Source organism: Streptomyces sp. NPDC054047 (assembly GCF_055585065.1).
Genome location: NZ_JBVJKV010000016.1, coordinates 78,657 through 101,800, shown reverse-complemented (window position 1 = coordinate 101,800; position 23,144 = coordinate 78,657). Strand labels below are relative to the sequence as shown.

Sequence of the window (23,144 nt, the reverse complement as noted above, 5' to 3'; positions counted from 1 at the left end):
CCTGGGGGTGCGGGCCCCGCGCAGGGGTCTCCCGCGGCAGGATCAGACCTGCGGGGGCCTGGCCTCGTACGGCGTGGAGAGCACGACCGTCGTGCGCGTGGAGACACCGGCGAGCGCGCGCAGGCGGCTGAGCAGGTGTTCGAGTTCCAGGGGGGTCGCGACGCGCACCTTGAGGATGTAGTTCTCGTCGCCCGCCACGCTGTGGCACGCCTCGATCTCCGGGACGCCCGCGAGGCGCTCGGCGATGTCGTCGGGTGCGCTGGGGTCGAACGGCTTCACCGAGATGAACGCCGTGAGCGGCAGGCCGACGGCCTCCGGGTCCACGACCGCGGCGTAACCGCGGATGACACCGCGCTGCTCGAGCCGGCGCACCCGCTGGTGCACGGCCGATGTGGACAGGCCCGTGGCCTTGCCCAGGTCGGTGTAGCTCATCCGCCCGTCCTTGACGAGCAGCTGCACGATCTGTCGGTCCAGCTCCTCCATGCGCCGAACCTACAGGGCTCTTGATCCCTCCGGATACCTGTGGGCACGGGAGCTGCATCTTCTCCGGGCATGTGACGAACGCCACATACCTGTGACCGTGTCCAAAGGGATGCCACGATTACCTCCACGACGGGACGGGAAGTGCTTGCTGTGGTCGAGGCCGCAGCGCCTTCTCGGCCCACCCAAGGGGGAGAATCCCATGCAGAACGTGAAGCGCCCCGGTCGCCCTGCCCGCAGCAAGCAGCAGCGCTCCGATGAATCCATGTCCGCGCCCGTATCGGAGGGCGTCGAACCGTCGGACGCGACCGACGCGGAGTTCGACGCGTACGACACCTTCGAGATGTACCGGGTGACGTGCCCCGACTGCGCGCAGCCGATCGCGCTCCTGGCGGACGAGGACGTCCTGCCCGAGCACGCGCTGTGCGCCACCCGGTGGAACCCGTTCGGGCTCACGGTGTGCCCGGGCACGGGCCGCTCCGCCGCCGAGGCGGAGCCCGCGGACGAGACGATGGAGGCTCAGGAGCAGGACACCGCCCTGCTCCTGACGCTCCCTCAAGGACTTGACTGGCGGACGCAGCCCTTCTCGCACGTCGCGGGACCGCGCCCGCGCCGCGCCCCGGAGCAGGACGGGCGCTCCGCGGCCTGACGCCTACCAGTAGCTGTCCTGCACCATGGCCGCCAGGCTGGCGTGGTGCAGGATCAGCGTGTCCGGATCGTCGGGGACCGCGGCCTCGCCGAAGTGCACCTGGCGGTAGGCGACGCGCAGCATGACGACGGCGTGCCGCAGCGCCGCGTACAGCGTGTGGAAGTCCATGGACCGCGGTGTGTGGCCGGTGAGTTGGGCGTAGCGCTCCTCGATCCGCTCGCGGCGCAGGAAGCCGGGCAGGCCGTCCTGCCCGAAGCTCACCGTCAGGTCCTGGAAGAAGCGGTGCAGATAGACCGTCCAGCCGAGGTCGACCTCGCGGGGCGCGAGCGCCGCCATCTCCCAGTCCAGTACGGCGGCTGGCTCGAAGCCGTCGTAGATGATGTTCCCGATGCGCGCGTCGCCCCAGTTGAGGACGGTCTCGCCCTCGTCGTGCGGCCACCACTCCTCGAGCCGGTCGAAGGCGCTCTCGATGAGTGGCGAGCGGGGCAGTCCGTCGACCACCCAGTGGTAGTAGGCGCGTTGGGCCTCGACGTGGCGGCGCAGCGGGCTGCCTTCGCCGGGCAGGGCCAGGAACTCGGCCTCCGCGACGGGCACTTGGTCGTGGAGGTGGGCGATCAGACGGATCGAGGCCTCCTCCAGGTGTGCGCGCTCGGCGTCGCTCGCGGAGTGCAGCCAATTCCCCTCGTACGTATAGGGCATGACGTCCGGCGGCACGCGCCCCTCGACCCGCTCCATGACGAAGAAGGGCGCGCCGAGCGGCCCCGGGTCCTCCTCCAGCCACAGCACGCGCGGCACGGGCAGGTCGGTGTGTTCGGCGACGAGCCGCATGGTGCGGTGCTGGCGCGGCAGATCGTAGACCGGGAAGATCGTGTACGCGGCCGGGTCCGCCGCCACGCGCAACGCGCACGCCTTCAGGGGTGGTTGCGGGTGCTCGATGTCGAAGAGCAGGGTCTCGCTCGACATGCCGTTGGACTCGGGGACCCGTACGCCGGTGGCCTTGGCGCCGGGCAGGCGCGCGCCCAGCCAGGCCGTGAGCCTGCGGGCGAGCTCCTCCGGGTCGCGGGTGGTGGTGCGGGGGCGTGGTGCTGTCGCCATCGCTGAGCTCCTCTCAAGGGGCTGCGGGCCTCGAAAAACCACGGATCTCAGGGGTTGCGGGCCTCAGGGGGCCACGGAGTCGAAGCCGGTGAAGCCGCTCGGGTCGTGGCGGCCGAAGCTGCCGTGCTCGAAGATGCCGTACCCCGTGCGCCCGTCGAGGGTGAAGCGTGCGGCGTGGTCGATGACTCCGTACGCGGCCCGGGGGTGCGCCGCCGGGTCCGAGAGGTCGTAGGCGCGGCGGTCGGTCCAGCCGCGCCCCTGCCAGGTGCCGTGCTGCCAGTCGTCCGCGGGCGGGTAGCCGGCGCCCACGGCCAGCGGCAGAGAGGCGAGGACCTCGACGCCCAGTTCCAGGGGCTTGCGGCCGTCGGGGTCGGTGAGGCGGACGACGGCGCGCTCGGGGTGGCGGGTGCCGGAGCGGTAGGTGATGTCGGCCTGGGGCCAGCCGAGTTGGCGGTCGCGCATCCCGGGCCGTACGAGCGTGGCCTCGTTGAGGGTGCGGTAGCCGTCCGCGTCCTCCTGGGAGATGACCATCAAGAAGCGGTCCTCGAAGCGCACCGGGCTCCAGATCCAGTGGAAGCCCTCGGTGCCGAACTCCTCCTCCAGGCGCCCGCGTTCCTCGCCGGGGATCGGCCGCACGCCCCAGCTGCGGTCACGGGTCGCGGTCCACTCCCCCGCCGTCACCGGTATGTCCTCGCCGCCGACGCGGATCATCCCGGTACAGCCGCCCGCCTGGACGAAGCGGCGCCCTTCGAGGGAGAGCCGGTCGCCGCGCCGCTGGATGTGGTGCGGCTCCCAGAGCGCGGGGAAGGAGGCGCTCCACGTGATGTCGTACGAGAGGGATCCGGGGTCGTCCGGATCGGCGGCGCACCGCAGGCGCAGCCGCCGCAGCGGTTCTTCGACGGTGATGGTCAGCGGGCCGACGGAGAGGTCCATCCGGTCGTCGCCGAGCGCGTCCGAAGCGCGTACGGCGTGGAGCGTATCTCCTCTGCGCAAAGTGGCGTAGGCGTCGATGACACCGACGTTCGGGTAGACGCCGAGGCCGAGGATGAGGAGCGCGCGGCCCTCGTGGTCGAAGAGGTGGAAGATACAGCGGTCGTAGGCGTTGCGGTCGCCCGTCGCGACCTGCTTCATGGACAGCGGCACCTGATGGATCGGGTACTCGTCGAGCGGGACGGGACGGTCGTCTGCCACGTCAAACCTCCCTGGGCGCACGGCAGTTGGCTGGCGCCGGGCTCGGGCCGGTGCCCCGGCGCGGAGTTGACGGTACGTCAGAGGACGTGACGGAGCCAGACACGTGTCAGTCCGCGTTCGCGGAGGCACGGAACCGCACGGATCACCCGGCCGCGGGGCCTCACGCGGCGGGTCCCGGACCGGTGCTCGGGCCGGGCGTGAACTGACACTCGAATCCGATGGGCGGTGACCTGTGCCCGGCGGGGCGCGTTGGCCGGGCATGACCACCCCCACGCCGATGCCCATGGCGTACCCGCCGACCGGCCGCCGCAGGCGCACCCTCCTGACGGCTCCCCCGCCCTCCGCAGAATCGGTTCCCCCGCACCCTCAGCCGCCGCACCCTCAGCCGCCGCGCCCGCAACCGCCGCGCCCCCAGCCGCCCCGTCCGCAGCCGCCGCGCCCCCAGCCGCCCCAGCAGCCTCCGCAGCCCCAGCCGCCGCACCTGCAGGATCCGCCGATCTACCGCGCCCTCATCCGGAACTGGGCCGAGCGGGGCAAGACCCTGCCGGGGCGCCACGACCCGGAGTGGGTGCGGCTCGCGGCGCCGCCGGTCAGGCTCGGGCAGTTCAGCGCGAGTCGGGACCCGCGAGGTGACGGGCGATGACCATCCGCTGGATCTGATTGGTGCCCTCGACGATCTGGAGCACCTTGGCCTCGCGCATGAAACGCTCCACGGGGAAGTCCGCGGTGTAGCCATAGCCGCCGAGCACCTGCACGGCGTCCGTCGTGACCTTCATCGCGGCGTCCGTGCACAGCAGTTTGGCCATGGCCGCCTGCTTGGAGAACGGCCTGCCCGCGTCGCGCAGCCGTGCCGCGGCCAGATAGAGCGCACGGCCCGCCTCGATCTGCGTCGCCATGTCCGCGAGCATGAACCGAAGGCCCTGGAAGTCCGCGATCGGCCGGCCGAACTGGCGCCGCTCGGTGGCGTATCGAAGCGCCTCGTCGAGCGCCGCCTGGGCCACGCCGATGGCGCAGGCCGCGATGCCGAGCCGCCCCGAGTCGAGCGCGGAGAGCGCGATCGCGAAGCCCTGGCCCTCCTCGCCGATGCGGCGGGCGTCGGACACCCGTACCCCGTCGAAGTTGATCTGGGCGGTGGGTGAGCCCTTCATGCCCATCTTCTTCTCGGGCAGCGCCGCGTGCAGGCCCTCGGCGTCACCTGGCACCAGGAACGCGGAGATGCCGCGGGCGCCTTCGCCGCCGGTGCGGGCGAGGACGGTGTAGAAGTCGGCGACGCCGCCGTGCGTGATCCACGCCTTCGTTCCGGTGATCACCCACTCGTCGCCCTCCCGCACGGCCTTCGTCCGCAGGGACGCGGCGTCCGAGCCGGACGCCGGCTCGGAGAGGCAGTACGCCCCGAGCAGTCCGCCGCCGAGCATCGCGGGGAGGTGCTCGGCCTGCTGTTCCTTGGTGCCGTACCCCGCGAGCGCGTGGCAGGACAGGGAGTGGACGCTGACGCCGAGGCCGACGGTGAGCCGGGCGGCGGCGAGCTCTTCCAGGACCTGGAGATAGACCTCGTACGGCTGGTCGCCGCCGCCGAACGCGGAGGCGTACGGAAGGCCGAGCAGCCCCGACTCGGAGAGGAGGGTGAAGACCTCGCGCGGGAAGTGCCCGGCGTCCTCCTCCTCGGCCGCGCGGGGAGCTATCTCCCGCTGGACGATGTCCCGGACGAGCGAGAGCAGATCCCGCGCCTCGTCCGTGGGCAACTGACGGTCCACCGACTGCTGCAAGGCTTGCTCAGGCATGGCGATCGCATCCTCCCTTTCGGCACTGCGGCGGGCCCGCGGGGTAGTGCGGCGCCACCGTGTCTCACGGCCCGGCCGGTGGTGCCCTTCCGGGTCGCGGAAGGTGCTGTGACCAGCGGCTCTGGCGCGTTGAGTATGCCCGATCGAGGGCGGCCAGTCACTAGTTAACGACCGCTTACTCAAAAGATAACCGACGGCCGCAAGAGGGGCTCGGGATTGGTCCGAACCATTGACCCCACTGGTCTAGTCCTCCTAGAGTCCAGCCGAGCGCCTTTCCGCGTTCATGCCAATTCAAGTTTCACTGATGTCTTTCGGCATTCGCAGGTCAAAAGCACCATGTCCCCCCATGCGCCCTCTCCCCCCACGAGGAGAAACGATGCTCAGACCGCACCTCCCCCGCGCCCCCTTCCGGGCGCTCATCGCCACCGCGTGTTGTGCCGTGCTCGGCGGAGGACTGCTCGCCGGCGCGGGCACCGCCGCCGCCGGTCCGGACACCGGGTCGCAGCAGGCCACGAGCTCCAAGGCCGCGGCCGGTTCCAAGGTCGTCGGATACTTCACCGAGTGGGGTGTCTACGACCGGAACTACCACGTCAAGAACATCGAGACGTCCGGCTCCGCCGACAAGCTCACGCACATCAACTACGCCTTCGGCAACGTCCAGGGCGGCAAGTGCACGACGGGCGACGCCTACGCGGCGACCGACAAGGCCTACACCGCCGACCAGTCCGTCGACGGCGTCGCCGACACCTGGGACCAGGACCTGCGCGGCAACTTCAACCAGCTGCGCAAGCTCAAGAAGCTCCACCCCGACCTCAAGGTCCTGTGGTCCTTCGGCGGCTGGACCTGGTCCGGCGGCTTCACGGAGGCCGCCAAGAACCCGGCCGCCTTCGCCCAGTCCTGCTACGACCTGGTCGAGAACTCCAAGTGGGCCGACGTCTTCGACGGCATCGACATCGACTGGGAGTACCCCAACGCCTGCGGGCTGACCTGTGACACCAGCGGGCGCGCGGCGTACAAGGACCTGATGTCCGCGGTGCGTTCGAAGTTCGGCTCCGACAACCTCGTCACCGCGGCCATCCCCGCCGACGCCGAGGAGGGCGGCAAGATCGACGCCGCCGACTACGCGGGCGCGGCCCAGTACGTCGACTGGTACAACCCGATGACGTACGACTACTTCGGCGCCTGGGAGGCGAAGGGCCCGACCGCCCCGCACTCGCCGCTCAAGACGTACGACGGCGCGCCCAAGGCCAACTGGAACACCGACGCCACGATCAAGAAGCTCCAGGGTCTGGGCGTCCCCTCCGACAAACTGCTGCTCGGCATCGGCTTCTACGGCCGCGGCTGGACGGGCGTCACGCAGAAGGAGCCCGGTGGCACCGCGACCGGGGCCGCCGCGGGCAAGTACGAGGCGGGCATCGACGACTACAAGGAACTGAAGACCAAGTGCCCGGCCAACGGCACGGTCGGCGGGACCGCGTACGCGCACTGCGGGACCAACTGGTGGAGCTATGACACCCCGGCCACCATCGCGGGGAAGATGGACTACAAGAACCAGGCCGGTCTGGGCGGCACCTTCTTCTGGGAGCTCAGCGGCGACACGGCGGACGGCGAGCTGATCAAGGCCATCAACTGACCGAGGTGGGCGACTGATCTGCCGCACGGCGGAAGGGGGGCGGGAGCCGGTCGGCTCCCGCCCCTTCCTCGTGTCCTCATGGCCGCGGCGGCGCGGGGAAGGACGGCTCGAACTCCTCGATGACGCGCAGGGTGTCGCCCAGCGTCCGCACGAGCAGGTCGCAGACCGTCTCGCGCTCCAGGCCCCGCTGGCCGATCCAGTCGAGCGTGACGCCCTCGACGCTGCACAGCCAGCCGAGCAGCGCCGTGCGCGCCAGCTCCGGGATGTCGCGGCGGCCGTACGCCCCGTCGGCGATCGCCCCGATCAGGGCCTCGCGCACGCCGTCGCGTATGGCGTGCACCTCGGCGTCGAAACCGACGCCGCCGCTGATGATCGTGCGGTACGCCGCCTGGTGGTGCTCGGCGTAGCGCAGATAGCCGTCGATGGTGCTGTGCACCCGCTCCACGGGCGGCAGGTCGTCGTGACGCCCGGCGCGCGCGACCAGTTCCGCGACCGAGTCCTCGATGATCGCGAGGTAGTAGCCGCGCTTGGACTTGAAGTAGTAGTAGATCAGCCCCTTGGCGACGCATGCCTGCTTGGCGATGTCGTCCATCGAGAGCGCGTCGTAGGACGTGTCGGCGAACAACTTCCGCCCGATGGTGATGAGTTCGGCGCGACGCGCCACCGAACGGTCCGTGCCGCGCGCCTGCGGGCGAGCGTCCACGGGACGGTCGATGCCGCGCTGTTGACTATTATTCAATTTCGGCCCTAGTCTCCAACTGCCTCGGGATGCGCAGTATGGCAGAAGCACGCCACCTGCCGTTCTGCGTCCGAAGGCGCTCTCTCACGCACTCCCCCTACGCACGTGGACGACGTACGGGAGGAAGACTCATGAGCGCAGCGCGTACCCCTTTGCGCGAGGGCAGAACCTCCTGGAAGAAGACGGCCGTCGTGGCCCTGCCGGCCGTCCTGGCCGTCGGCGCGATGGCCTCCGTGATGGCCGAGGGGGCGCTCGCCGCCTCCTTCGCCGTCTCGGGCACCAGCTTCCAGGTGTCATCCGGCAAGCTCACCAGCGAGGGCCTGTCCTCCTACGTACAGACCGACCGGGACATCGACGGCAAGGGGCACCCGGTGGCGCTCCTCGGGATCGGTGACGCGACCCTCTCCGACATCTGCCAGGCCGCCGAGGTCAAGACACCGGTGGGCACCGTGGTGTTCAAGCTGACCGCGGGCGGCTCGGCGGGCGAGGTCACCGCGAGCAATCTCATCATCGACGGCGAGGACCTGGAGGGCGACGCCCGCTTCGGCACCGCCGAGATCGGCCGGGACGCCTCGACCCTCGACGAGGTGTCCGGAATCAAGGGCGAGAAGGGGAAGTTCGGACTGCAGGCCGGGGACATCACCGTCTCCGGGGTGAAGTCCCACGCCTGGTCGGCGACCGGCGGGAACTTCCGGCTCAAGGGCATGAAGCTCGATGTGAGCGTCGGCGGCAAGAAGTGCTTCTGACCGGCGGCCGCAGAGCCGGAGTCAGAGCGTGGGGCAGGGACGGCGGCGGATGGCTCGACGAGCGCCTTCCGCTGCCGGAGGCCCGCCGGGTACTGCGCCGCTGGCGGCGCACCCGGCCCTTCTGGGGCGGGCTGCTCCTGGTCATCGGCGGCGCCGAGCTGCTCCTCGTGCCGCTGTCGCCGCTGACCGTCCTGGTCAGCCTGGGACTGGGCGGGCTCGCCGCGATCGGCATCGGGCTCGCCCTGATCGCCGCCGGGATCTTCCTGTGGCTCCTGCCGCACGCCCACCACTACGTGAGCGTCAACGCGCTGATCCTGTCGGTGCTTTCGTTCGCGGCCACGAATCTCGGCGGGTTCCTGGTGGGCATGGCGCTTGGCATCGTGGGCAGCGCGATGGGCTTCGGCTGGACGCCGGTGCCCGAGGACGCCGAAGAGGACGCGGAGCGGCCCAAGGTGCGGGACGGGCAGGGCACGCGGACGCTCGGCGTGCTGCTTCCGGTGCTCGTCGTCGGGGCGACGCTGTGGGGCGGCACTCCGGCCAAGGCGGCACCCGACGCGGCGATCAGGGCGGCCCGCGGCGACGCGATCGTGGCGGCGCGGACTCCGCCGACGGTCACCACCACGCTCTTCTCGCCGCAGGGCTTCATCCTGGCCGGTGTGCGCGAGATCCCCACGGCCGACGGGCCGTTGAAGGTCATGGAGCTGCGGATGAAGGCCGCTTCTCTCACCGACTACCGGCTCACGACGCGCGACGGCGACCGTGAACTCGCCCTGGGCGCCGACACCTTGGACCTCAGCGGCTCGGTCACGCTCTATCTGACCAAGTTCAAGGGCTGCCTGGAGGGGCTGCTCTGTCTGACCTTCACGCCGGACAAGCTGCCGGTGCCGCCGGTGGTGCCGCCGTTCGTCTTCATGACCGACGTGGAGGCGGAACAGGCCCTGGTCACGTCGGACTTGATCGTCGCGGGCGGGCTCACCCTGAAGGCATCGGCATGATCCAGATCCAGGCCGCCCTCTTCTGGGCGTACGCGATCGGCGCGACGTTCGCCCTCTCGGCGGGACGGCAGCTGCAGGTCTGGGAGCGGATCAACGCGGGCGAGGGACCGCGCACGCGCAGCCGCGCCGCCAATCCGTATCTGGCGCTCACGGTGCTGTTCGCGGCGGTCCTGCTGGTGCCGACGGGACTGTTCCTGCTCTGGCAGAACCCCGCGTGGGCGACGATGCACGTCGCGGACGGGCACGAGGGGGTGTGGGCGGGGTTCGTGCTCTTCTACGCGGGCGGGGTCCCCGTCGCCGCCGTCATCGGGTTCCTGGTGGCACAGGGGCTCGTCCTGGTGGGGGCGGGCTACTGGGCCTATCTCCAGTGCGTGGGCGGGTACTTCCTGCTCTTCGGGACGCTGGTGCACGGCTGGGACGGCAGGGGGTACGAGCGGTTCCTCTCCCCCGGCGCACGGGACTTCGCCCGCTGGCGGCAGGACAGCGTGGTCAACCACGTACTGGACTTCCTGACGTCCGGGACGTTCCTCGCGCTGCTGATCTTCGGCGCGGCCGTGATCGGCACGATGCTCCTGACGGAGATCGGCTGGCTGATGGAGGGCTGGTCGCTGCCCGGCGCGGACGAGGACCGCAAGGTCCACCGGTTCCTGGCGATCGCCATCGCGGCGGCCGGGGTCTACGGCCTGCCGTTCGTCGGCGCGCTGGTCGCGAGCGTCCTCGTCCGCCTCCTGGGCGGCTGGATCGGCCTGCCGCTGTTCGCGGTCCTTGCGGGGCTCACGCTGCTGTCGCGGCGCTCGCCGGTGCGCCGGCTCTACGACCTGGTGGGAGTGGTGCACCGGCACTGGCGCGCGGACCTCGACACCGGCGGGGACACCGCCCGCGAGGAGACCGGGGTCACATCAGACCGGTCTGCGTGACGAGCATCGCGAGGACGACGACGAGCGTCCAGCCAAGGACGTGCTCGAGCACCTTCGGGCCGTCTTCCTTGGGGCCGCCGGTGCGCGTGGTGGCTCGGGGCTGTGCGGCGGCGGTGGCAGTGGCGGTGGCAGCGGTCATGGCATCACTCGATACGTATGCGTCACGCCTCTCGACGCGACGTCCGGCAGCGGACTCCCCCCACTGACCCGTCCACCTTGCCATCGGATCCGGCCTTCTCGGGCGAGAGCTTGGTCACTCAAACGCCGTATCCCGCACAACTCGGGCCGAGTGCCGTGCGTCTCACTATCAGCGACGGGGCACACCCCCAGGCGCACCCCTGTCGACTCGTCCGCGCAACCATCCGACCGAAAGGTTTCCGATGAGCACGTACCGGACGTCACGCCGCAGAGCGCGGCTCGCCCTCGCGGCCGCCGTCACCGTGACGGCGGCCCTCACCGGCACGGCGTCACAGGCCGCGCCGTCCGCAGTCGGGGCACCCTCACCCGGCGCACCCGGCCTGGGCGACCCGATGTTCCCACTGGACGGGAACGGCGGGTACCGGGTCGACCGCTACACCCTGGACTTCGACTGGCAGGCCCCGCGGACCCCGTTCGAGGCGACGGCGACGATCAAGGCCACGGCCACCCAGTCGCTCTCCCGGTTCAACCTGGACTTCGGGGGCAACACCCTGCGCGGCGTGAAGGTCGACGGCTCGACCGCGCGCACGTCCCGCGCCGGGGACGAGCTGACGGTCACGCCCAAGTCCCCCATCGCCAAGGGCCGTACGTTCACGGCCAAGGTCACGTACACCGCCGACCCGACGCAGACGCGGCACCGCGACGACGCCATCGAGGACTACGGCTGGATTCCCACCGCCGACGGCACGGTGGTCTACCCCCAGCCGAACGGCGCCCGGCTGATCTTCCCGGCCAACGACCACCCCAGCCAGCGGGCGCCGATCACCTTCCGCATCACCACGCCCAAGGACCTGACGGCGGTCGCGAACGGCAAGCTGGTCGAGCGCGCGGAGCGCCCGGGTGACCGGGTGCGCTGGACGTACGACTCCGAGCAGCCGCTGTCCACGCAGCTGGTGCAGCTGGCGGTCGGCAAGTTCAAGCTGGTCGACGGCGAGGGTCCGGGCGGTCTGCCGCTGCGGGACGTCGTCCCGGACGCGCTGGTCGAACCGACGGCGGAGTACCGCAAGCTCACTCCCGACCACCTCGCCTGGCTCCAGGAGAAGCTCGGCCCCTACCCCTTCAACCGCTACGGCCTGCTGGTCGGCGACACGGACCTGGCCGTCGCCCTGGAGACCCAGACGCTCTCGCTCATCCCGAAGGCCGACCTCCTGGGCACGAAGGTCGACGCCGAGCGGAACATGGTGCACGAGCTGACGCACCAGTGGTTCGGCGACAGCGTCGCCCTCAAGAGCTGGTCCGACCTGTGGGTGAGCGAGGGGCACGCCCGCTTCTACGAGCGGATGTACTCCGAGGAGCACGGCGGCGACAGCTTCGAGGCCGCCATGAAGACGGCCTACGCGGCGCACGACCAGTGGCGCCACGACTTCGGCGCCCCCGCCGAGCCGACGGAGCCGAACCTCTTCAAGCGCATGCGCTACGACGGCTCGGCACTGGTCCTGTACGCACTGCGGGAGCAGGTCGGCGACGCGACGTTCCAGAAGATCGAGCGGGCGTGGGTGAGCGGCTTCCGCGGGAAGACGGCGAGCACCCAGCAGTTCATCGACCTGGCGTCGAAGGTCGCCGGCGAGGACCTGGAGGGCTTCCTGCGACCGTGGCTGTACGGCCCGAAGACACCGCCGATGCCGGGCCATCCGGACTGGGTGGTGAATCCGGTCCAGGGCTGAGCCGTCTGGCGGCGGCGTTCGTGTGAAGAACGCCGCCGGGCGCTTGTACGACAGGATCAACGGCGGATCCGTGGTTACGGTGGGCCTCCGTCGAGCTGGGAGGTCTCATGTCGGACCACGAGCAGGAGCGGAAGCGACCCGAGTTGCTGGGCACGGAGATGCGGGAGGCGACGTTGCCGGACGGCACGCAGGCGGTGATCGTCGTGAAGGCCGGCACGTCCCAGGCCGAGGTGGACGAGAAGGCGGCCCGGATGCGGCGGGGCACACCCGAGGTGAAGTAGCCCGATCCGGACGAAGGCCCCTCCCACGCGCGTGGGAGGGGCCTTCGCCGTTCTGTCACAGCCCGGGCACTGGTCCCGGGGGTGGGGCCATCGCTGATGATCGGATCAGCCACGTCGGTTACGATCCCGTGAGTCTCGCTGAGGGCTGGGACGGATGGTGCGGGTGGCACGCCTTCTCCCCTCCCGCGACGGCGTGACGCACGCATTGCCCGAAAGTGCCCTGGACGCCACCGTCATGAAGATCCAGGTCATGAACTGAACATGCTCTGCGGCCTGCCGAACACAGCAGTGGGCAGGCCACGGGAGGGGAGAGCCGTGTCCGGTAGCAGCGACCTCACGGTCGACTATGAGTTCTTGAGCAACTGCGAGAGCCAACTCAGCAGTTTGCACACGACGTTCAAGGACATCGAGAACCGTCGTGACGACATGGACAAGCACTGGGGCTCCGGGAAGATCGCGGACGCCATGGGCGATTTCGTCGACAACTGGGACGACTACCGCACCAAGCTCGTCGAAGGCCTGGAATCGACCGGCAAGCTCGTCGCGGAGACGAAGAAGGCGTTCGAGAAACTGGACCAGGATCTCGCCAAGGCGGGCAAGGGCAAGGAAAAGGGGAAGGGCCAGTGAGCACCCCGGCATCCAAGCGCCGCCCCGTCGACTGGCAGCCGCTGCGCGAGGACGACCCCGTTCCCGGCGACCCGGAGGAGATCCGGTCAGAGGTCCGGCACATGGTCGCGGTCGCCGAGAAGCTGCGCAAGCAGGCGCGAAACCTCAAGGCCATATCGGACGAGGACAAGCTCAAGGGCAAGTACGTCAAGCGTCTGCGCGAGGACTCCGGCACGCTGGAGAAGCACATGCGGGAGGTGGCCTCCCGGTACGAGCGGGTCCACGGGCACCTCACCAAGTGGGCGAACAAACTCGAGGACCACCAGGACGACGCCGACCGGATCCTGCGCGAGGCCAAGGAGAAGCAGGAAGAGGCCGAGCGGGAGAAGGCCAAGGACGCCGAGAAGGGCGACGGGGACAAGAAGTCGAAGCCGTCCGACGGCGACAGCGACGACCCGCTGAAGACGTACCGAACGCGGCTGAACACCGTCACCGGGAACCGCGACAGCGACGCGAGCCACTACGCCGGCAAGATCAACGACGAGATCGACGACGTCATCGAGGACTCGTGGTGGGACAACGTCAAGGGCTGGGCCCATGACAACGCGGACCTGATCAAGGCCTTCATCGACGTCCTCGGCTGGATCGCGACGGCGGCAGGCTTCCTGGCGCTGCTCATCCCCGGCCTGAACCTGCTCGTCCTTGGCATCGCGCTGCTCACCATCGGACTCAGACTCCTGCTGGTGGCATCCGGCGACGCCACCTGGACGGATGTCATCTTCGACGTCGTGGGCGGCCTGCTCGTGGTGGGTGGCCTCGGGGCCGCCGCGAAGCTCGCCAGCGGCGCCAAGGCCACGGTGGGGGCAGCTCAGACCGCCCGGACCGCGGGCCTGAGCCGAGGGCTCAGCGGCGTCAAGGGCACCATGGACGACATGGGGCGGTTGATGACCAAGCTGCCGGAAGGGCAGGGGAGGCAGGCCATCGGCGCGGCCCGTAACGCCATGCGCAAGTCCATCTCCCAGAACGTCGGCCTGGTCGTCAAGTCGCCGATGAGGGTCAGCCCGCTGTCGACGCTGGCGCACCTCGGCGACAAGGAGATGGCCGGCATGGCGAAGATGCTGCAGGCGAACAAGGCCACGTTCCCGGCGGCCGCGGGGGCCGCCGCGGACAAGGCGTACAAGACCTACCAGGTGGGCCTCGGCGTCGCCTGGACCGGCATGGGGATGGACGTCGTGGACAAGTCGCTGGGCAAGAGCGACCTGACGAGCGTGACCGACGAGAAGTTCGGAACCGGCGAGAAGCCGTACAACGCGGGTTACTCGGACTGGAAGGACAACACGCTCAAGCCCGCCCCCGACACCCACTGGTAGCGATGCTGCTTCCTGGAGCGAGCATCCCGCTGCCCCGTCCGCACTTCACCCCTGAGGATCGACCATGGACCTGCACTCGGCGCGACGCATAGCCGAGGCCGAAGCCGCCCGCACCGGCCTCGGCACCGGCCCCAACCGTCGGCTCCGGCTGACCCTGCTCATCGGAATGCCGCTGTTCCTGCCGGTATTGGGGGCGATGATCCTGGTGCCGAAGTCCCTGATGAACGAAGTCCTCTACGTCTACGAGGCCGTGATCATCGGCTGCCTCCTGCACTACGTCTGGGTCTTCGTGAAGTACCCCCGGTACGCGAGCCGTCCGCCCTATCTCACCCGGGATCTCGCCATGGGCGGCGGCTTCTTCCTGCCCTCGCTGTTCTTCGGTTTCTGGCCGGGCATGATCGCCGCTCCGGCATGGGCGCTCTTCGTCGGCGTCACCTACGCGGTGGAAGGAATGCGTGAAAACCGTGGCCACCACTGAGTACCGCCCGGCCCCGACCGGCTTCAACCTGGTGCCGCCGCCCGGCTGGGACGTGATTCCGCTGCACACGGGCACCAAGGAAGCGATGGAGCACATCGTCCGCAAGGGCGTCGCGCAGCTGCCCGTCGGCTTTCCCAAGGACGACATCCCGAAGGCCCGGCTGAGGCTCGCCAAGGAGGTGAAGAAGGTCGTCCGCCAGGCCGCCGCCAAGGGCGGGATGACCCTCTACCTCCCCACCGAACGCCTGCACGGCGTCGCGCTGCCCGTCTCGATCGTCGCCTCCGAGCCGATCGAGATCCCGCGGGTCAGGCCCGACAGAGGCCCGGAGGCGGTCCTGCTCGCCCTCGCCTCCGAGACCCCCGGAGCCGAGATGCGGGAGCTCGACGAGACCGCGGCACTGCGCTCGGAGCGAGATGTCCCCGCCGACGCCTCCCAGGGCATCGACGTCGCCCACCGGCAGGTCGAATACTTCGTACCGATCCCGGACAGCACGCCCGACAAATACCTCACCTTCTCCTTCAGCGCCCTGATCGCGCCCGGCTCGGATCCCGCCTTCTACGACATCCTCGTGGAGCTGTTCGACGCCGTCATGAACACCTTCCGCTGGAGCTATGCCTGAAGGCTTCCCTCTGCCCGCGCCACCGACGAAGGAGACCGCTCATGTCCGAAGGCACCCTGTGGAGCACCGACCTCGGCGCCCCGCTCCACATCGACACGGATGCCAACCCAGATCTCTGGGGCTATCTGCACCTCCAGATCGACAAGCGGACCTTCAAGGAATGGATCGACCTGCACTTGACCGGTCTGGCCACCGTTCACGGCATCGAACTCACCCGCAAGCTCCGCCGATTCCACAAGGACTTCTACGAGCAGACGCTGGTGACGCTCCGGGACAAGCTCCAGGCCGACGAGGCGTTCATCTATCACCCCGTTCCGCTGACCTACATGCCGCTGGTGATGCACGCCACCCGCATCCACTGCGACGCCCCTGACGCGGCCTCCTGCGAGGGCATGGCCGCGTTCACGGTGCCGCACCCGGAGATCCCCGAGTGGCAGCAGCGGTCCGGCAGCATCCCCTTCCCCTCTCCGCACCTGGGCGGGGACGGGGTCCGGGTCACCCGCTCCTATCCCGCGGACAGCAGCATCATGATGACCTCGGTGACCTACCACTGGCACACCCCGCCCGGCGTCCCCGACGTCTGCCTCCGCGGGCACCACGACGATCCGGAGGTGATGGCCGCGGCCATCGAGCCCCTGGACGCCTTCGCGCGCACGCTCCGGCTCCCTGGGACGGCTCAGTAACCGGCGACGCCGGGAGCGGTGGCGTCAGCGGATGCCGACGTCGGCCAGCGCCGCCTTCTGCTTGGCGGAGAGCTTGGTCGGGAAGTACAGGTAGCAGACGCCTCCCGTGCCGGAGACGACCTTGCCCGTGGAGTTGTAGCGCTTCGTGCGGAGCCAGATGTTCTCCCACTCGCGACGCTTGTACACGCGGCGGACCGCCGCGTTGCTGGGCGATGCGGGATCGTTGGCGATCACGTCGCCCTTCGGCGTGAAGCCGATCACCGTCATCAGGTGGCCCGCCGTGCCGTAACCGGCACCCGTCAGCTCCTCCTTGAGGAACGACTGGGACGTTATGGCCGGGATGCCCGCGGCGATCAGCGACTCCAGCTCGGTGAGCGAGGCGAGGCGGGTGACGACGCCCTGGAAGTCCTTGTACGTCGCCGCGTAGGCCGCGTTGAAGGGCCAGTTGCCGCAGCCCGCGTACTGGTAGTCGAAGGTGTAGCGGGCCGCGTGGCACACGTGGGGGTCGGCGAAGGACGGGTCGACCCAGGCCAGGTCGTCGGCGGTCGGCTTGCGGCCCCAGAACTCGATGATCATCTGCGAGGAGGTGGGGCTGCACCAGGCCTCGCCGCCGTTGTCGTACTCCGGATACTGGCCGACGTGGGTTTCCTGCGAGTAGCGCGGGACCTTCAGCTCCTTGGTGAGACCCGGCTTGGACGCCGGCACGGTGAAGCGGTCGGGCACGGCGGACGCCATCGCGCCGAGCCGCCACACGGTGGGCGTCTGCGTGGCGCCGGGCTTGCGGTACAGGGTCAGCCGCAGGCGGTACGAGACGAGGCGGAGCCCCGTCGTGGTGTCGTCGATGGAGAGGGTGTCGGTCCAGATGCTCGACTTGCCGTCGCTCTGGTCGTCGACCGACGTACGACGGATGTCCTTCTCCTTGTCGTCGCCCGAGGTCCAGCGGCCGAGGACGTACCAAGGAGTCTTCGACTCGTCCGAGTACGTTCCCTGGAGCTCGACCTGGAGCCACGTCCCGGTGGGGGTGCGCGCGTTCCAGGAGGCGATCACCTCCGTGGCCGGGACGGTGGGGCGGTGCACGGGCGAGGTCCACTGGGCGTACTCCCAGGTGGCGGTCTTGCCGGTGTGCGGATCGGCGTAGTCGGTGCGGCCCGCGGCCGTGGCGATCTCCACGGCGGGGCGGGCGCCGGAGACCGCACGGGTGCCGTTCGCGCTCCCGGCGCTCCAGTCCGCGTGCGAGGTCCAGAAGCGGTTGCTCACCGGCCGCTTCGCGCGCGCGGCGCCGCTCAGGCCGCCCGACGCGAGCGCGGGGCTCGCGGTGGCGGCCACCGCGGCCACGGCAGCGGCCGCGGCGAGGACGGTTCTGCGGGACATGTCATCAGCTCGGTCCATGGCGGGACCCCCAGTCGACGTGGGTTCCGGACGGATCCGGAAGGGGCAGGTCAGATACACGGCGGTAGGCCAACTATGGCTGCTCCACGCCGACTTCTGCCAGCGCTTCGACACCCACCGCGTCCGCCAATATTGGCCTCGACCACTGGCGTGAGCTGGGACGGCGCGCGGAACTGCGCATTCCGCACCCGTACGCTGGTAGGCGATGACCGCACAGCCCCACTCCACGCCCGCGCCCCTCTCCCGCCTCGCCCGCACCCTGGTCCGGCTGCCGCCCTCCTGCGGGCCCGTCCGGCTCGTCGCCGTCGACGGGCACGCGGGCTCCGGCAAGTCGACCTTCGCCGACCGCCTCGCCGCGGCCCTGGGCGGCGCTCCCGTCCTGCACCTGGACGACATCGCGAGCCACGAGGCGCTCTTCGGCTGGACGGAGCGGCTGCGGCGGCAGGTCGTCCTGCCGCTCTCACGCGGCGAAACGGCGCACTACGAGACGTACGACTGGCACGCGCGCCGGTTCGGCCCCGGGACCCGCGCCCTGCCACCGACGCCCGTGGTCCTCGTCGAGGGGGTCGGCGCGGGCCGCCGCGCGCTGCGCCCGTTCCTGGCGTGGCTGCTGTGGATGGAGTTGCCCCGCGAAGAGGCCTGGGGCCGGGGGCGCCACCGGGACGGGTCGGTCCAGAGCGAGTTCTGGGACGGGTGGGAGCCCGCGGAGCGCCGGCACTTCGCGGATGACCCCTCACGCCCCTTCGCTCAGTCTTTGGTGCGACAGTGGCGCGAGGGATATGAGGTGCTGCAGGGTCCGAATGAGACGGCTGCGCCGAGCCAAATCGTCACGCACGGTGAGGGACCGGAGGCGGTGCGCTGAACCCGCGGAAAGCACCTTCCGGAACTTCTCACGAGTTTCCATGAGTGCCTCAACTCGGCTTGACCGAGGGCCCTTACAGGACTTACGTTCTGAATGTGCGGCCTTTCGAGGTCGCCCGCAGACGCGAAGCCCCCGGTTGTTCCCCCGTGATCGGGGGCTTCGTTCTGCCCTCCGACCTCGCATTCCGGACGCTGCGAGCCGCCTTTCGCTCACCCTCGGTGACGACGAGGTTCCCCCTCACCTGCCTGATCCCGCACTGCGGCACCCTACGGCCGAGCGCTCCTCCGCAGGTACGATGCCTTTCGGTGCGACTTACGGACGGCTGCTGCTCGGCGCACCGGTTCAACGTCCGTCCGCAGCACGGCGGTTCAGCGAAGTTGCCGACGGGCACCGGTCCGGCGGTACACAAACGGGGGCACGGTTTGTGGGGGACGTGATGGACTTCGACGCGGTGGGCTCACCCGCCCCGGCCGACCTCGCCTGGCTGAGGGGCGTCGACGCCTACACGATGGGCGCCTATCCGCAGGCGGAAGAGGAGTTCCGGGCGGCGGTGCGGATCGATCCGGGGATGGCCGACGGCTGGCTCGGACTGCACGCGCTGCGCATCGACACGACGACGGCACTCCTTCGGATGTTCCAGCACCGGGACAGGTTCGGGGAGCAGCGCACCCGGCACGCGCGCACGCTCAACTCCTGGTACTGGCTCGGCTGGTGGGTGCAGCCGGTCCTGGAGAGCACCCGCGATCTGCTGCTCGCGCACGCATCGCACTGGCTCGACGGGCGTCATGTCCCGGAGCTCGACCGGGCGTTGGCGGGTCTGCCGCCGGTGGACGCGGACCCGCAGGTGCGGTTTCTGCACGCGTGCCGGTCCTACCTGGTCAAGGACTGGGACCAGTTGGTGCGGCACACGGACTCGCTGATCGACGACGCGATGCTGGGCATCGAGGCCGGCCTCTTCGGCGGCATGGCCCGCGTACGCCTGGAGATGTTCGGCCACGCCGAGCCGCTCCTGTCCGCCGCCCTGATGCGGTGCCGCAGCGAGCAGCCGCAGCGCAAGGAGCTGCGCTACTGGCTGGCCCGCGCGCACGAGGGCACGGGCCGCTCGGCGGCGGCCCTGCCGCTCTACCGGGCGGTGCACCGGGTGGACCCCTCCTTCATGGACACCTCCGCACGGCTCGCGGCGATCTCCGAGGGCGACGGGTACGACGAGGTCACCGACCTGGCGGCGATCGCCCTGACCGGCTTCGGGCAGGACGTGCTCGACGGCCCGGACGGGATCGAGCCGCTTTTCGGCACCGAGGGCCGCGACCTGAAGGTCACCGAGGCCGAACTGCCGCCCACCGGCGGCCCGTCCGAGGCCGACGCGGTGCGCGAGAAGGCCGTGATCCCCGTCCAGCCGCAGCTGCCGCCGGGGCCCACCGACCCCGCGCTCCTGGAGGCCGCCCTCGCCGAACTGGAGGGCATGGTCGGCCTCGAACCGGTGAAGCGCCAGGTCAAGGCGCTCTCGGCGCAGCTGAACATGGCCCGCCTGCGGGCCGCGCAGGGCCTGCCGGTGCAGCCGCCGAAACGACACTTCGTCTTCTCCGGCCCCTCGGGCACCGGCAAGACCACGGTGGCCCGCATCCTGGGCAGGGCGTTCTACGCCCTCGGCCTGCTCGGCGGCGACCACCTGGTGGAGGCGCAGCGCGCGGACCTGGTCGGCGAGTATCTGGGCCAGACCGCCGTGAAGGCCAACGAGCTGATCGACTCGGCGATCGGCGGCGTCCTCTTCGTGGACGAGGCCTATTCGCTCTCCAACTCGGGCTACGGCAAGGGCGACGCGTACGGCGACGAGGCCCTCCAGGTCCTGCTCAAGCGCGCCGAGGACAACCGCGACCACCTGGTCGTGATCCTCGCGGGCTACCCCGAGGGCATGGACCGCCTGCTGGCCGCCAACCCCGGGCTCTCGTCCCGTTTCACGACCCGCGTGGACTTCCCCTCGTACCGCCCCCTGGAGCTCACCTCCATCGGCGAGGTCCTGGCCGCCGAGAACGGCGACGTGTGGGACGAGGAGGCCCTGGACGAGCTGCGCTCCATCAGCGGGCACGTCGTCGACCAGGCGTGGATCGACGAGCTGGGCAACGGCCGCTTCCTGCGCACGCTCTACGAGAAGAGCTGTGCCTACCGCGACCTGCGGCTCTCCGGCTATCCCGGCGAGCCGAGCCGTGACGACCTGTCGACCCTGCGGCTCCCGGACCTCATGCAGGCGTACGGCGAAGTGCTCTCGGGGCGGGGGCCGCAGGACCCGCCGAGGGCATGAGGCCCCCGCCCCGCCCGGTCACACCAGGGCGCCGTCCCTGGACTCCTGGGGCCTGCGGGGCACGGAGACCCGGTGCGCCGGGTCACGGACCTCGCCGACCAGGAGCTCCAGTACGTCCTCCAGGGCGACCAGGCCGAGCACCTTGCCCGACGCGTCGGCGACCTGCGCCAGATGCGTCGCGGCGCGGCGCATCACCGTCAGGGCGTCGTCCAGGGGGAGTTCGGCGCGCAGCGTCGTCATCGGACGCCAGACCTGCTGCGGCACCGCACGGTCCGTCTCCGCTCCCTCGGTGAGATCGAGTACGTCCTTCACGTGCAGGTAGCCCATGAAGGCGCCGTTCTCCGCGCAGACCGGGAAGCGGGAGTAGCCGGTGCGCCCGGTGAGTTCGATGACCTGGGACGGGGTGACCCCGGCGCCCACGGTCACCAGTGCGGCCCGGTCGAGCAGGACGTCCGTCACCAGGCGCGAGCCCAGCTCCAGGGCGTCCTCCAGGCGCTCCTGCTCCTCGGGTTCGAGCAGTCCCGCCTGGCCCGAGTCGCCGACGAGCCGGTTGAGCTGCTCGCTGGTGAAGACGGCCTCGACCTCGTCCTTGGGCTCGACCCCGAAGAGCTTCAGGACCAGCCGCGCACACGCCCCGAGAGCCGCCGTGACCGGACGGCACAGCCGGGCGAAGGCGACGAGGCCGGGGCTGAACCAGAGCGCGGTCCTCTCCGGGGCGGCCATCGCGAGGTTCTTCGGGACCATCTCGCCGACCACCAGGTGCAGGAACACGACCACGGCGAGCGCGATGGCGTACCCGAGCGGATGGATCGCCCCTTCGGGGATGTGCGCCGCCTCGAAGACGGGCTCCAGGAGATGCGCGACGGTGGGCTCGGCGACCGCGCCGAGCGTCAACGAGCACATGGTGATGCCGAACTGGGCGGCCGCCATCATCTGCGGCAGATGCTCCAGGCCGTAGAGGACCTGGCGGGCCCGCTTGGTGCCCAGCGGTTCGATCTGGCTGCGGCGCACGGAGACGAGCGCGAACTCGGCCCCCACGAAGAAGCCGTTGGCGAGGACGAGCAGCAGGGCGAACAGGAGTTGCAGCACGCTCATCGGGCGGCCTCCGCCACGCTCATGGCCTCAGGGGCCCCCACGGTCCGCACCAGACGGACCCGCTCGGCGCGGTAGTGGTCCACCTGGCGCACCGCGAGCCGCCAGCCCGGCAGTTCGGCCCGGTCGCCGGGGGCGGGGATGCGGCCCAGCAGATCGGCGACGAGTCCGGCCACGGTCTCGTACGGCCCCTCGGGGACGTCGAGTCCTATCCGCTGGAGCGTGTCGACGCGACAGCTGCCGTCGGCGTCCCACGCGGGGCGGCCGTCCTCGGCCGGTGCCGCGGCGATCTCGGGCAGGTCGAGCAGGTCGTGCTCGTCGCGGACCTCGCCGACGAGCTCCTCGACGATGTCCTCCAGGGTGACCACGCCGGCCGTGCCGCCGTACTCGTCGACGACCACGGCTATCGGCTGCTCGCTGCGCAGCTGCTCCAGGAGCTGCTGCACGGGCAGCGTCTCGGGGACCAGGAGCGGCGCCTGCGCGATGCGGCTCACGGGCGTTCTCAGGCGCTCGTGGGCCGGGACCGCGAGGGCGTCCTTGAGGTGCACCATGCCGACGATCTCGTCGATGCGCTCGCGGTACACGGGAAAGCGCGAGAGGCCGGTGGCGCGGGTCAGGTTGACCACGTCCTCGGCGGTGGCGGACGTCTGGAGCGCGCTGACCTTCACGCGCGGGGTCATGACGTGCTGCGCGGTCAGCTCGCCCAGGGAGAGCGTGCGGACGAACAGCTCCGCGGTGTCCTGTTCGAGGGTGCCGGCCTGCGCCGAGTGCCGGGCGAGGGAGACCAGTTCGCCGGGGGTGCGGGCCGAGGCAAGCTCCTCGGCGGGCTCGACGCCCAGAAGCCGGACGAGTCGGTTGGCCGTGGCGTTCAGGAGGGAGATCACGGGCCTGAAGAGGCGCGAGAAGACGTGCTGCGGGCCCGCGACGAACCGCGCGACCTGGAGCGGCTTGGACACCGCCCAGTTCTTCGGGACCAGCTCGCCGATCACCATCTGCACGGCGGACGCGAGCAGCATGCCGACCACTACGGAGACGCCCGGTACGGCGCCTTCTGGAAGGCCGGTCGCCGTGAAGGGGCCCGCGAGCAGATGCGCGAGGGCCGGTTCGGCGAGCATGCCGACCACGAGGGAGGTGATGGTGATGCCGAGCTGGGTGCCGGAGAGCTGGAAGGACAGCTCCTTGAGGGCGTCGACGACCGTGCGGGCCCGTCGGTCGCCATCGGCGGCGGCCTTCTCGGCGTCCGGGCGCTCGACGGTGACGAGCCCGAACTCGGCGGCCACGAAGAAGCCGTTGGCCAGGATCAGCAGGAATGCCGCCCCGAGAAGCAGCAGGGAAGTCGTCATGCCGCCGCCTCCCTGGTGTGTCCAGTCCCGGTAT

At 70.4% G+C, this 23,144-nt stretch carries 23 protein-coding genes; 14 read left to right on the top strand and 9 right to left on the bottom strand.

Annotated features, from left to right (window positions below):
- Window positions 1–42 precede the first annotated feature (42 nt).
- A complete protein-coding gene (locus ACZ6ZP_RS39765; protein WP_030789227.1) occupies window positions 43–483 on the bottom strand; it encodes an Lrp/AsnC family transcriptional regulator in 441 nt (146 codons plus the stop codon).
- A 199-nt stretch (window positions 484–682) separates the two neighbouring features.
- On the opposite strand from ACZ6ZP_RS39765, the gene ACZ6ZP_RS39760 reads away from it, so the two are divergent.
- Window positions 683–1,129, top strand: coding sequence for a hypothetical protein (locus ACZ6ZP_RS39760; protein ID WP_383818321.1), 447 nt, complete (start codon window positions 683–685; stop codon window positions 1,127–1,129).
- 3 nt (window positions 1,130–1,132) lie between these two features.
- Here ACZ6ZP_RS39760 and ACZ6ZP_RS39755 read toward each other — a convergent pair whose 3' ends face one another.
- From ACZ6ZP_RS39755 to ACZ6ZP_RS39745, 3 genes are all read right to left on the bottom strand, one after another.
- Window positions 1,133–2,224 (bottom strand): phosphotransferase family protein, encoded by a 1,092-nt coding sequence (locus tag ACZ6ZP_RS39755; RefSeq protein ID WP_361463363.1) that lies wholly within the window; start codon window positions 2,222–2,224, stop codon window positions 1,133–1,135.
- Between the two features lie 63 nt (window positions 2,225–2,287).
- Entirely contained in the window at window positions 2,288–3,415 is a 1,128-nt protein-coding gene (locus ACZ6ZP_RS39750; RefSeq protein ID WP_383818318.1) for an Rv3169 family protein, read from the bottom strand.
- A 605-nt stretch (window positions 3,416–4,020) separates the two neighbouring features.
- Complete coding sequence (locus tag ACZ6ZP_RS39745; RefSeq protein WP_351168785.1) at window positions 4,021–5,196, bottom strand: acyl-CoA dehydrogenase family protein; 1,176 nt, start codon at window positions 5,194–5,196, stop codon at window positions 4,021–4,023.
- 376 nt (window positions 5,197–5,572) lie between these two features.
- Here ACZ6ZP_RS39745 and ACZ6ZP_RS39740 point away from each other — a divergent pair, with 376 nt between their 5' ends.
- Window positions 5,573–6,829: a glycoside hydrolase family 18 protein gene (locus tag ACZ6ZP_RS39740; RefSeq protein WP_383818316.1), complete on the top strand. Its 1,257-nt coding sequence runs from the start codon at window positions 5,573–5,575 to the stop codon at window positions 6,827–6,829.
- Between the two features lie 76 nt (window positions 6,830–6,905).
- Here the strand turns inward: ACZ6ZP_RS39740 and ACZ6ZP_RS39735 are convergent, their stop codons facing one another.
- Window positions 6,906–7,568 carry a TetR/AcrR family transcriptional regulator gene (locus ACZ6ZP_RS39735; RefSeq protein ID WP_383818314.1) on the bottom strand — a complete coding sequence of 221 codons (663 nt, stop codon included), beginning with the start codon at window positions 7,566–7,568 and terminating at the stop codon, window positions 6,906–6,908.
- 131 nt (window positions 7,569–7,699) lie between these two features.
- Here ACZ6ZP_RS39735 and ACZ6ZP_RS39730 point away from each other — a divergent pair, with 131 nt between their 5' ends.
- Genes ACZ6ZP_RS39730 through ACZ6ZP_RS39720 form a run of 3 tightly spaced genes read left to right on the top strand, consistent with a single transcriptional unit; the run spans window position 7,700 to window position 10,226 of the window.
- Entirely contained in the window at window positions 7,700–8,314 is a 615-nt protein-coding gene (locus ACZ6ZP_RS39730) for a DUF6230 family protein (protein WP_351168779.1), read from the top strand.
- Window positions 8,305–9,309, top strand: coding sequence for a DUF6114 domain-containing protein (locus ACZ6ZP_RS39725; RefSeq protein ID WP_468615081.1), 1,005 nt, complete (start codon window positions 8,305–8,307; stop codon window positions 9,307–9,309). Before ACZ6ZP_RS39730 ends, ACZ6ZP_RS39725 begins: the two co-directional genes overlap by 10 nt.
- The gene (locus tag ACZ6ZP_RS39720; RefSeq protein ID WP_366465020.1) at window positions 9,306–10,226 is read left to right on the top strand and encodes a hypothetical protein; all 921 of its coding nucleotides are present in this window, start codon (window positions 9,306–9,308) and stop codon (window positions 10,224–10,226) included. Before ACZ6ZP_RS39725 ends, ACZ6ZP_RS39720 begins: the two co-directional genes overlap by 4 nt.
- On the opposite strand, the gene ACZ6ZP_RS39715 is transcribed toward ACZ6ZP_RS39720, so the two are convergent.
- A complete protein-coding gene (locus tag ACZ6ZP_RS39715) occupies window positions 10,204–10,365 on the bottom strand; it encodes an SCO1431 family membrane protein (RefSeq protein ID WP_366465019.1) in 162 nt (53 codons plus the stop codon). The two genes, ACZ6ZP_RS39720 and ACZ6ZP_RS39715, sit on opposite strands and share 23 nt — an antisense overlap.
- 241 nt (window positions 10,366–10,606) lie before the next feature.
- Here ACZ6ZP_RS39715 and ACZ6ZP_RS39710 point away from each other — a divergent pair, with 241 nt between their 5' ends.
- The 7 genes from ACZ6ZP_RS39710 to ACZ6ZP_RS39680 all read left to right on the top strand — a co-directional run bounded on the left by ACZ6ZP_RS39710 (window position 10,607) and on the right by ACZ6ZP_RS39680 (window position 16,125).
- Window positions 10,607–12,088 carry a M1 family metallopeptidase gene (locus ACZ6ZP_RS39710; protein ID WP_469410339.1) on the top strand — a complete coding sequence of 494 codons (1,482 nt, stop codon included), beginning with the start codon at window positions 10,607–10,609 and terminating at the stop codon, window positions 12,086–12,088.
- A gap of 107 nt (window positions 12,089–12,195) precedes the next feature.
- On the top strand, window positions 12,196–12,369 hold the full coding sequence (locus ACZ6ZP_RS39705) for a hypothetical protein (protein WP_469410338.1): 174 nt from the start codon (window positions 12,196–12,198) through the stop codon (window positions 12,367–12,369).
- Between the two features lie 315 nt (window positions 12,370–12,684).
- Window positions 12,685–12,996 carry a WXG100 family type VII secretion target gene (locus ACZ6ZP_RS39700; RefSeq protein ID WP_351168769.1) on the top strand — a complete coding sequence of 104 codons (312 nt, stop codon included), beginning with the start codon at window positions 12,685–12,687 and terminating at the stop codon, window positions 12,994–12,996.
- Complete coding sequence (locus ACZ6ZP_RS39695; RefSeq protein WP_351168767.1) at window positions 12,993–14,345, top strand: hypothetical protein; 1,353 nt, start codon at window positions 12,993–12,995, stop codon at window positions 14,343–14,345. The genes ACZ6ZP_RS39700 and ACZ6ZP_RS39695 overlap by 4 nt, the downstream gene beginning before the upstream one ends.
- A gap of 64 nt (window positions 14,346–14,409) precedes the next feature.
- Entirely contained in the window at window positions 14,410–14,823 is a 414-nt protein-coding gene (locus tag ACZ6ZP_RS39690) for a hypothetical protein (RefSeq protein WP_351168765.1), read from the top strand.
- Complete coding sequence (locus ACZ6ZP_RS39685; protein ID WP_469410337.1) at window positions 14,810–15,442, top strand: hypothetical protein; 633 nt, start codon at window positions 14,810–14,812, stop codon at window positions 15,440–15,442. The genes ACZ6ZP_RS39690 and ACZ6ZP_RS39685 overlap by 14 nt, the downstream gene beginning before the upstream one ends.
- A 41-nt stretch (window positions 15,443–15,483) precedes the next feature.
- Entirely contained in the window at window positions 15,484–16,125 is a 642-nt protein-coding gene (locus ACZ6ZP_RS39680; protein ID WP_366463313.1) for a hypothetical protein, read from the top strand.
- Window positions 16,126–16,149: 24 nt separating this feature from the next.
- Here the strand turns inward: ACZ6ZP_RS39680 and ACZ6ZP_RS39675 are convergent, their stop codons facing one another.
- Window positions 16,150–17,514, bottom strand: coding sequence for a peptidase C39 family protein (locus ACZ6ZP_RS39675; RefSeq protein ID WP_469410336.1), 1,365 nt, complete (start codon window positions 17,512–17,514; stop codon window positions 16,150–16,152).
- Window positions 17,515–17,719: 205 nt separating this feature from the next.
- Here ACZ6ZP_RS39675 and ACZ6ZP_RS39670 point away from each other — a divergent pair, with 205 nt between their 5' ends.
- Both ACZ6ZP_RS39670 and ACZ6ZP_RS39665 read left to right on the top strand, forming a co-directional pair.
- Window positions 17,720–18,376, top strand: coding sequence for a uridine kinase family protein (locus ACZ6ZP_RS39670; protein ID WP_469410335.1), 657 nt, complete (start codon window positions 17,720–17,722; stop codon window positions 18,374–18,376).
- A 436-nt stretch (window positions 18,377–18,812) separates the two neighbouring features.
- The gene (locus ACZ6ZP_RS39665; protein ID WP_351168755.1) at window positions 18,813–20,675 is read left to right on the top strand and encodes an AAA family ATPase; all 1,863 of its coding nucleotides are present in this window, start codon (window positions 18,813–18,815) and stop codon (window positions 20,673–20,675) included.
- Window positions 20,676–20,693: 18 nt separating this feature from the next.
- Here ACZ6ZP_RS39665 and ACZ6ZP_RS39660 read toward each other — a convergent pair whose 3' ends face one another.
- Both ACZ6ZP_RS39660 and ACZ6ZP_RS39655 read right to left on the bottom strand, forming a co-directional pair.
- Window positions 20,694–21,770 (bottom strand): hemolysin family protein, encoded by a 1,077-nt coding sequence (locus tag ACZ6ZP_RS39660; RefSeq protein WP_383818301.1) that lies wholly within the window; start codon window positions 21,768–21,770, stop codon window positions 20,694–20,696.
- A complete protein-coding gene (locus ACZ6ZP_RS39655; RefSeq protein ID WP_366463316.1) occupies window positions 21,767–23,110 on the bottom strand; it encodes a hemolysin family protein in 1,344 nt (447 codons plus the stop codon). Before ACZ6ZP_RS39655 ends, ACZ6ZP_RS39660 begins: the two co-directional genes overlap by 4 nt.
- Window positions 23,111–23,144: the final 34 nt, after the last annotated feature.

Bases quoted from the DNA above. Each gene is read 5' to 3' on its own strand.
- ACZ6ZP_RS39765 (WP_030789227.1), bottom strand. From the start codon at position 483: ATGGAGGAGCTGGACCGACAGATCGTGCAGCTGCTCGTCAAGGACGGG.
- ACZ6ZP_RS39760 (WP_383818321.1), top strand. From the start codon at position 683: ATGCAGAACGTGAAGCGCCCCGGTCGCCCTGCCCGCAGCAAGCAGCAG.
- ACZ6ZP_RS39755 (WP_361463363.1), bottom strand. From the start codon at position 2,224: ATGGCGACAGCACCACGCCCCCGCACCACCACCCGCGACCCGGAGGAG.
- ACZ6ZP_RS39745 (WP_351168785.1), bottom strand. From the start codon at position 5,196: ATGCCTGAGCAAGCCTTGCAGCAGTCGGTGGACCGTCAGTTGCCCACG.
- ACZ6ZP_RS39740 (WP_383818316.1), top strand. From the start codon at position 5,573: ATGCTCAGACCGCACCTCCCCCGCGCCCCCTTCCGGGCGCTCATCGCC.
- ACZ6ZP_RS39730 (WP_351168779.1), top strand. From the start codon at position 7,700: ATGAGCGCAGCGCGTACCCCTTTGCGCGAGGGCAGAACCTCCTGGAAG.
- ACZ6ZP_RS39720 (WP_366465020.1), top strand. From the start codon at position 9,306: ATGATCCAGATCCAGGCCGCCCTCTTCTGGGCGTACGCGATCGGCGCG.
- ACZ6ZP_RS39715 (WP_366465019.1), bottom strand. From the start codon at position 10,365: ATGACCGCTGCCACCGCCACTGCCACCGCCGCCGCACAGCCCCGAGCC.
- ACZ6ZP_RS39710 (WP_469410339.1), top strand. From the start codon at position 10,607: ATGAGCACGTACCGGACGTCACGCCGCAGAGCGCGGCTCGCCCTCGCG.
- ACZ6ZP_RS39705 (WP_469410338.1), top strand. From the start codon at position 12,196: ATGTCGGACCACGAGCAGGAGCGGAAGCGACCCGAGTTGCTGGGCACG.
- ACZ6ZP_RS39690 (WP_351168765.1), top strand. From the start codon at position 14,410: ATGGACCTGCACTCGGCGCGACGCATAGCCGAGGCCGAAGCCGCCCGC.
- ACZ6ZP_RS39680 (WP_366463313.1), top strand. From the start codon at position 15,484: ATGTCCGAAGGCACCCTGTGGAGCACCGACCTCGGCGCCCCGCTCCAC.
- ACZ6ZP_RS39675 (WP_469410336.1), bottom strand. From the start codon at position 17,514: ATGGACCGAGCTGATGACATGTCCCGCAGAACCGTCCTCGCCGCGGCC.
- ACZ6ZP_RS39670 (WP_469410335.1), top strand. From the start codon at position 17,720: ATGACCGCACAGCCCCACTCCACGCCCGCGCCCCTCTCCCGCCTCGCC.
- ACZ6ZP_RS39665 (WP_351168755.1), top strand. From the start codon at position 18,813: ATGGACTTCGACGCGGTGGGCTCACCCGCCCCGGCCGACCTCGCCTGG.
- ACZ6ZP_RS39660 (WP_383818301.1), bottom strand. From the start codon at position 21,770: ATGAGCGTGCTGCAACTCCTGTTCGCCCTGCTGCTCGTCCTCGCCAAC.
- ACZ6ZP_RS39655 (WP_366463316.1), bottom strand. From the start codon at position 23,110: ATGACGACTTCCCTGCTGCTTCTCGGGGCGGCATTCCTGCTGATCCTG.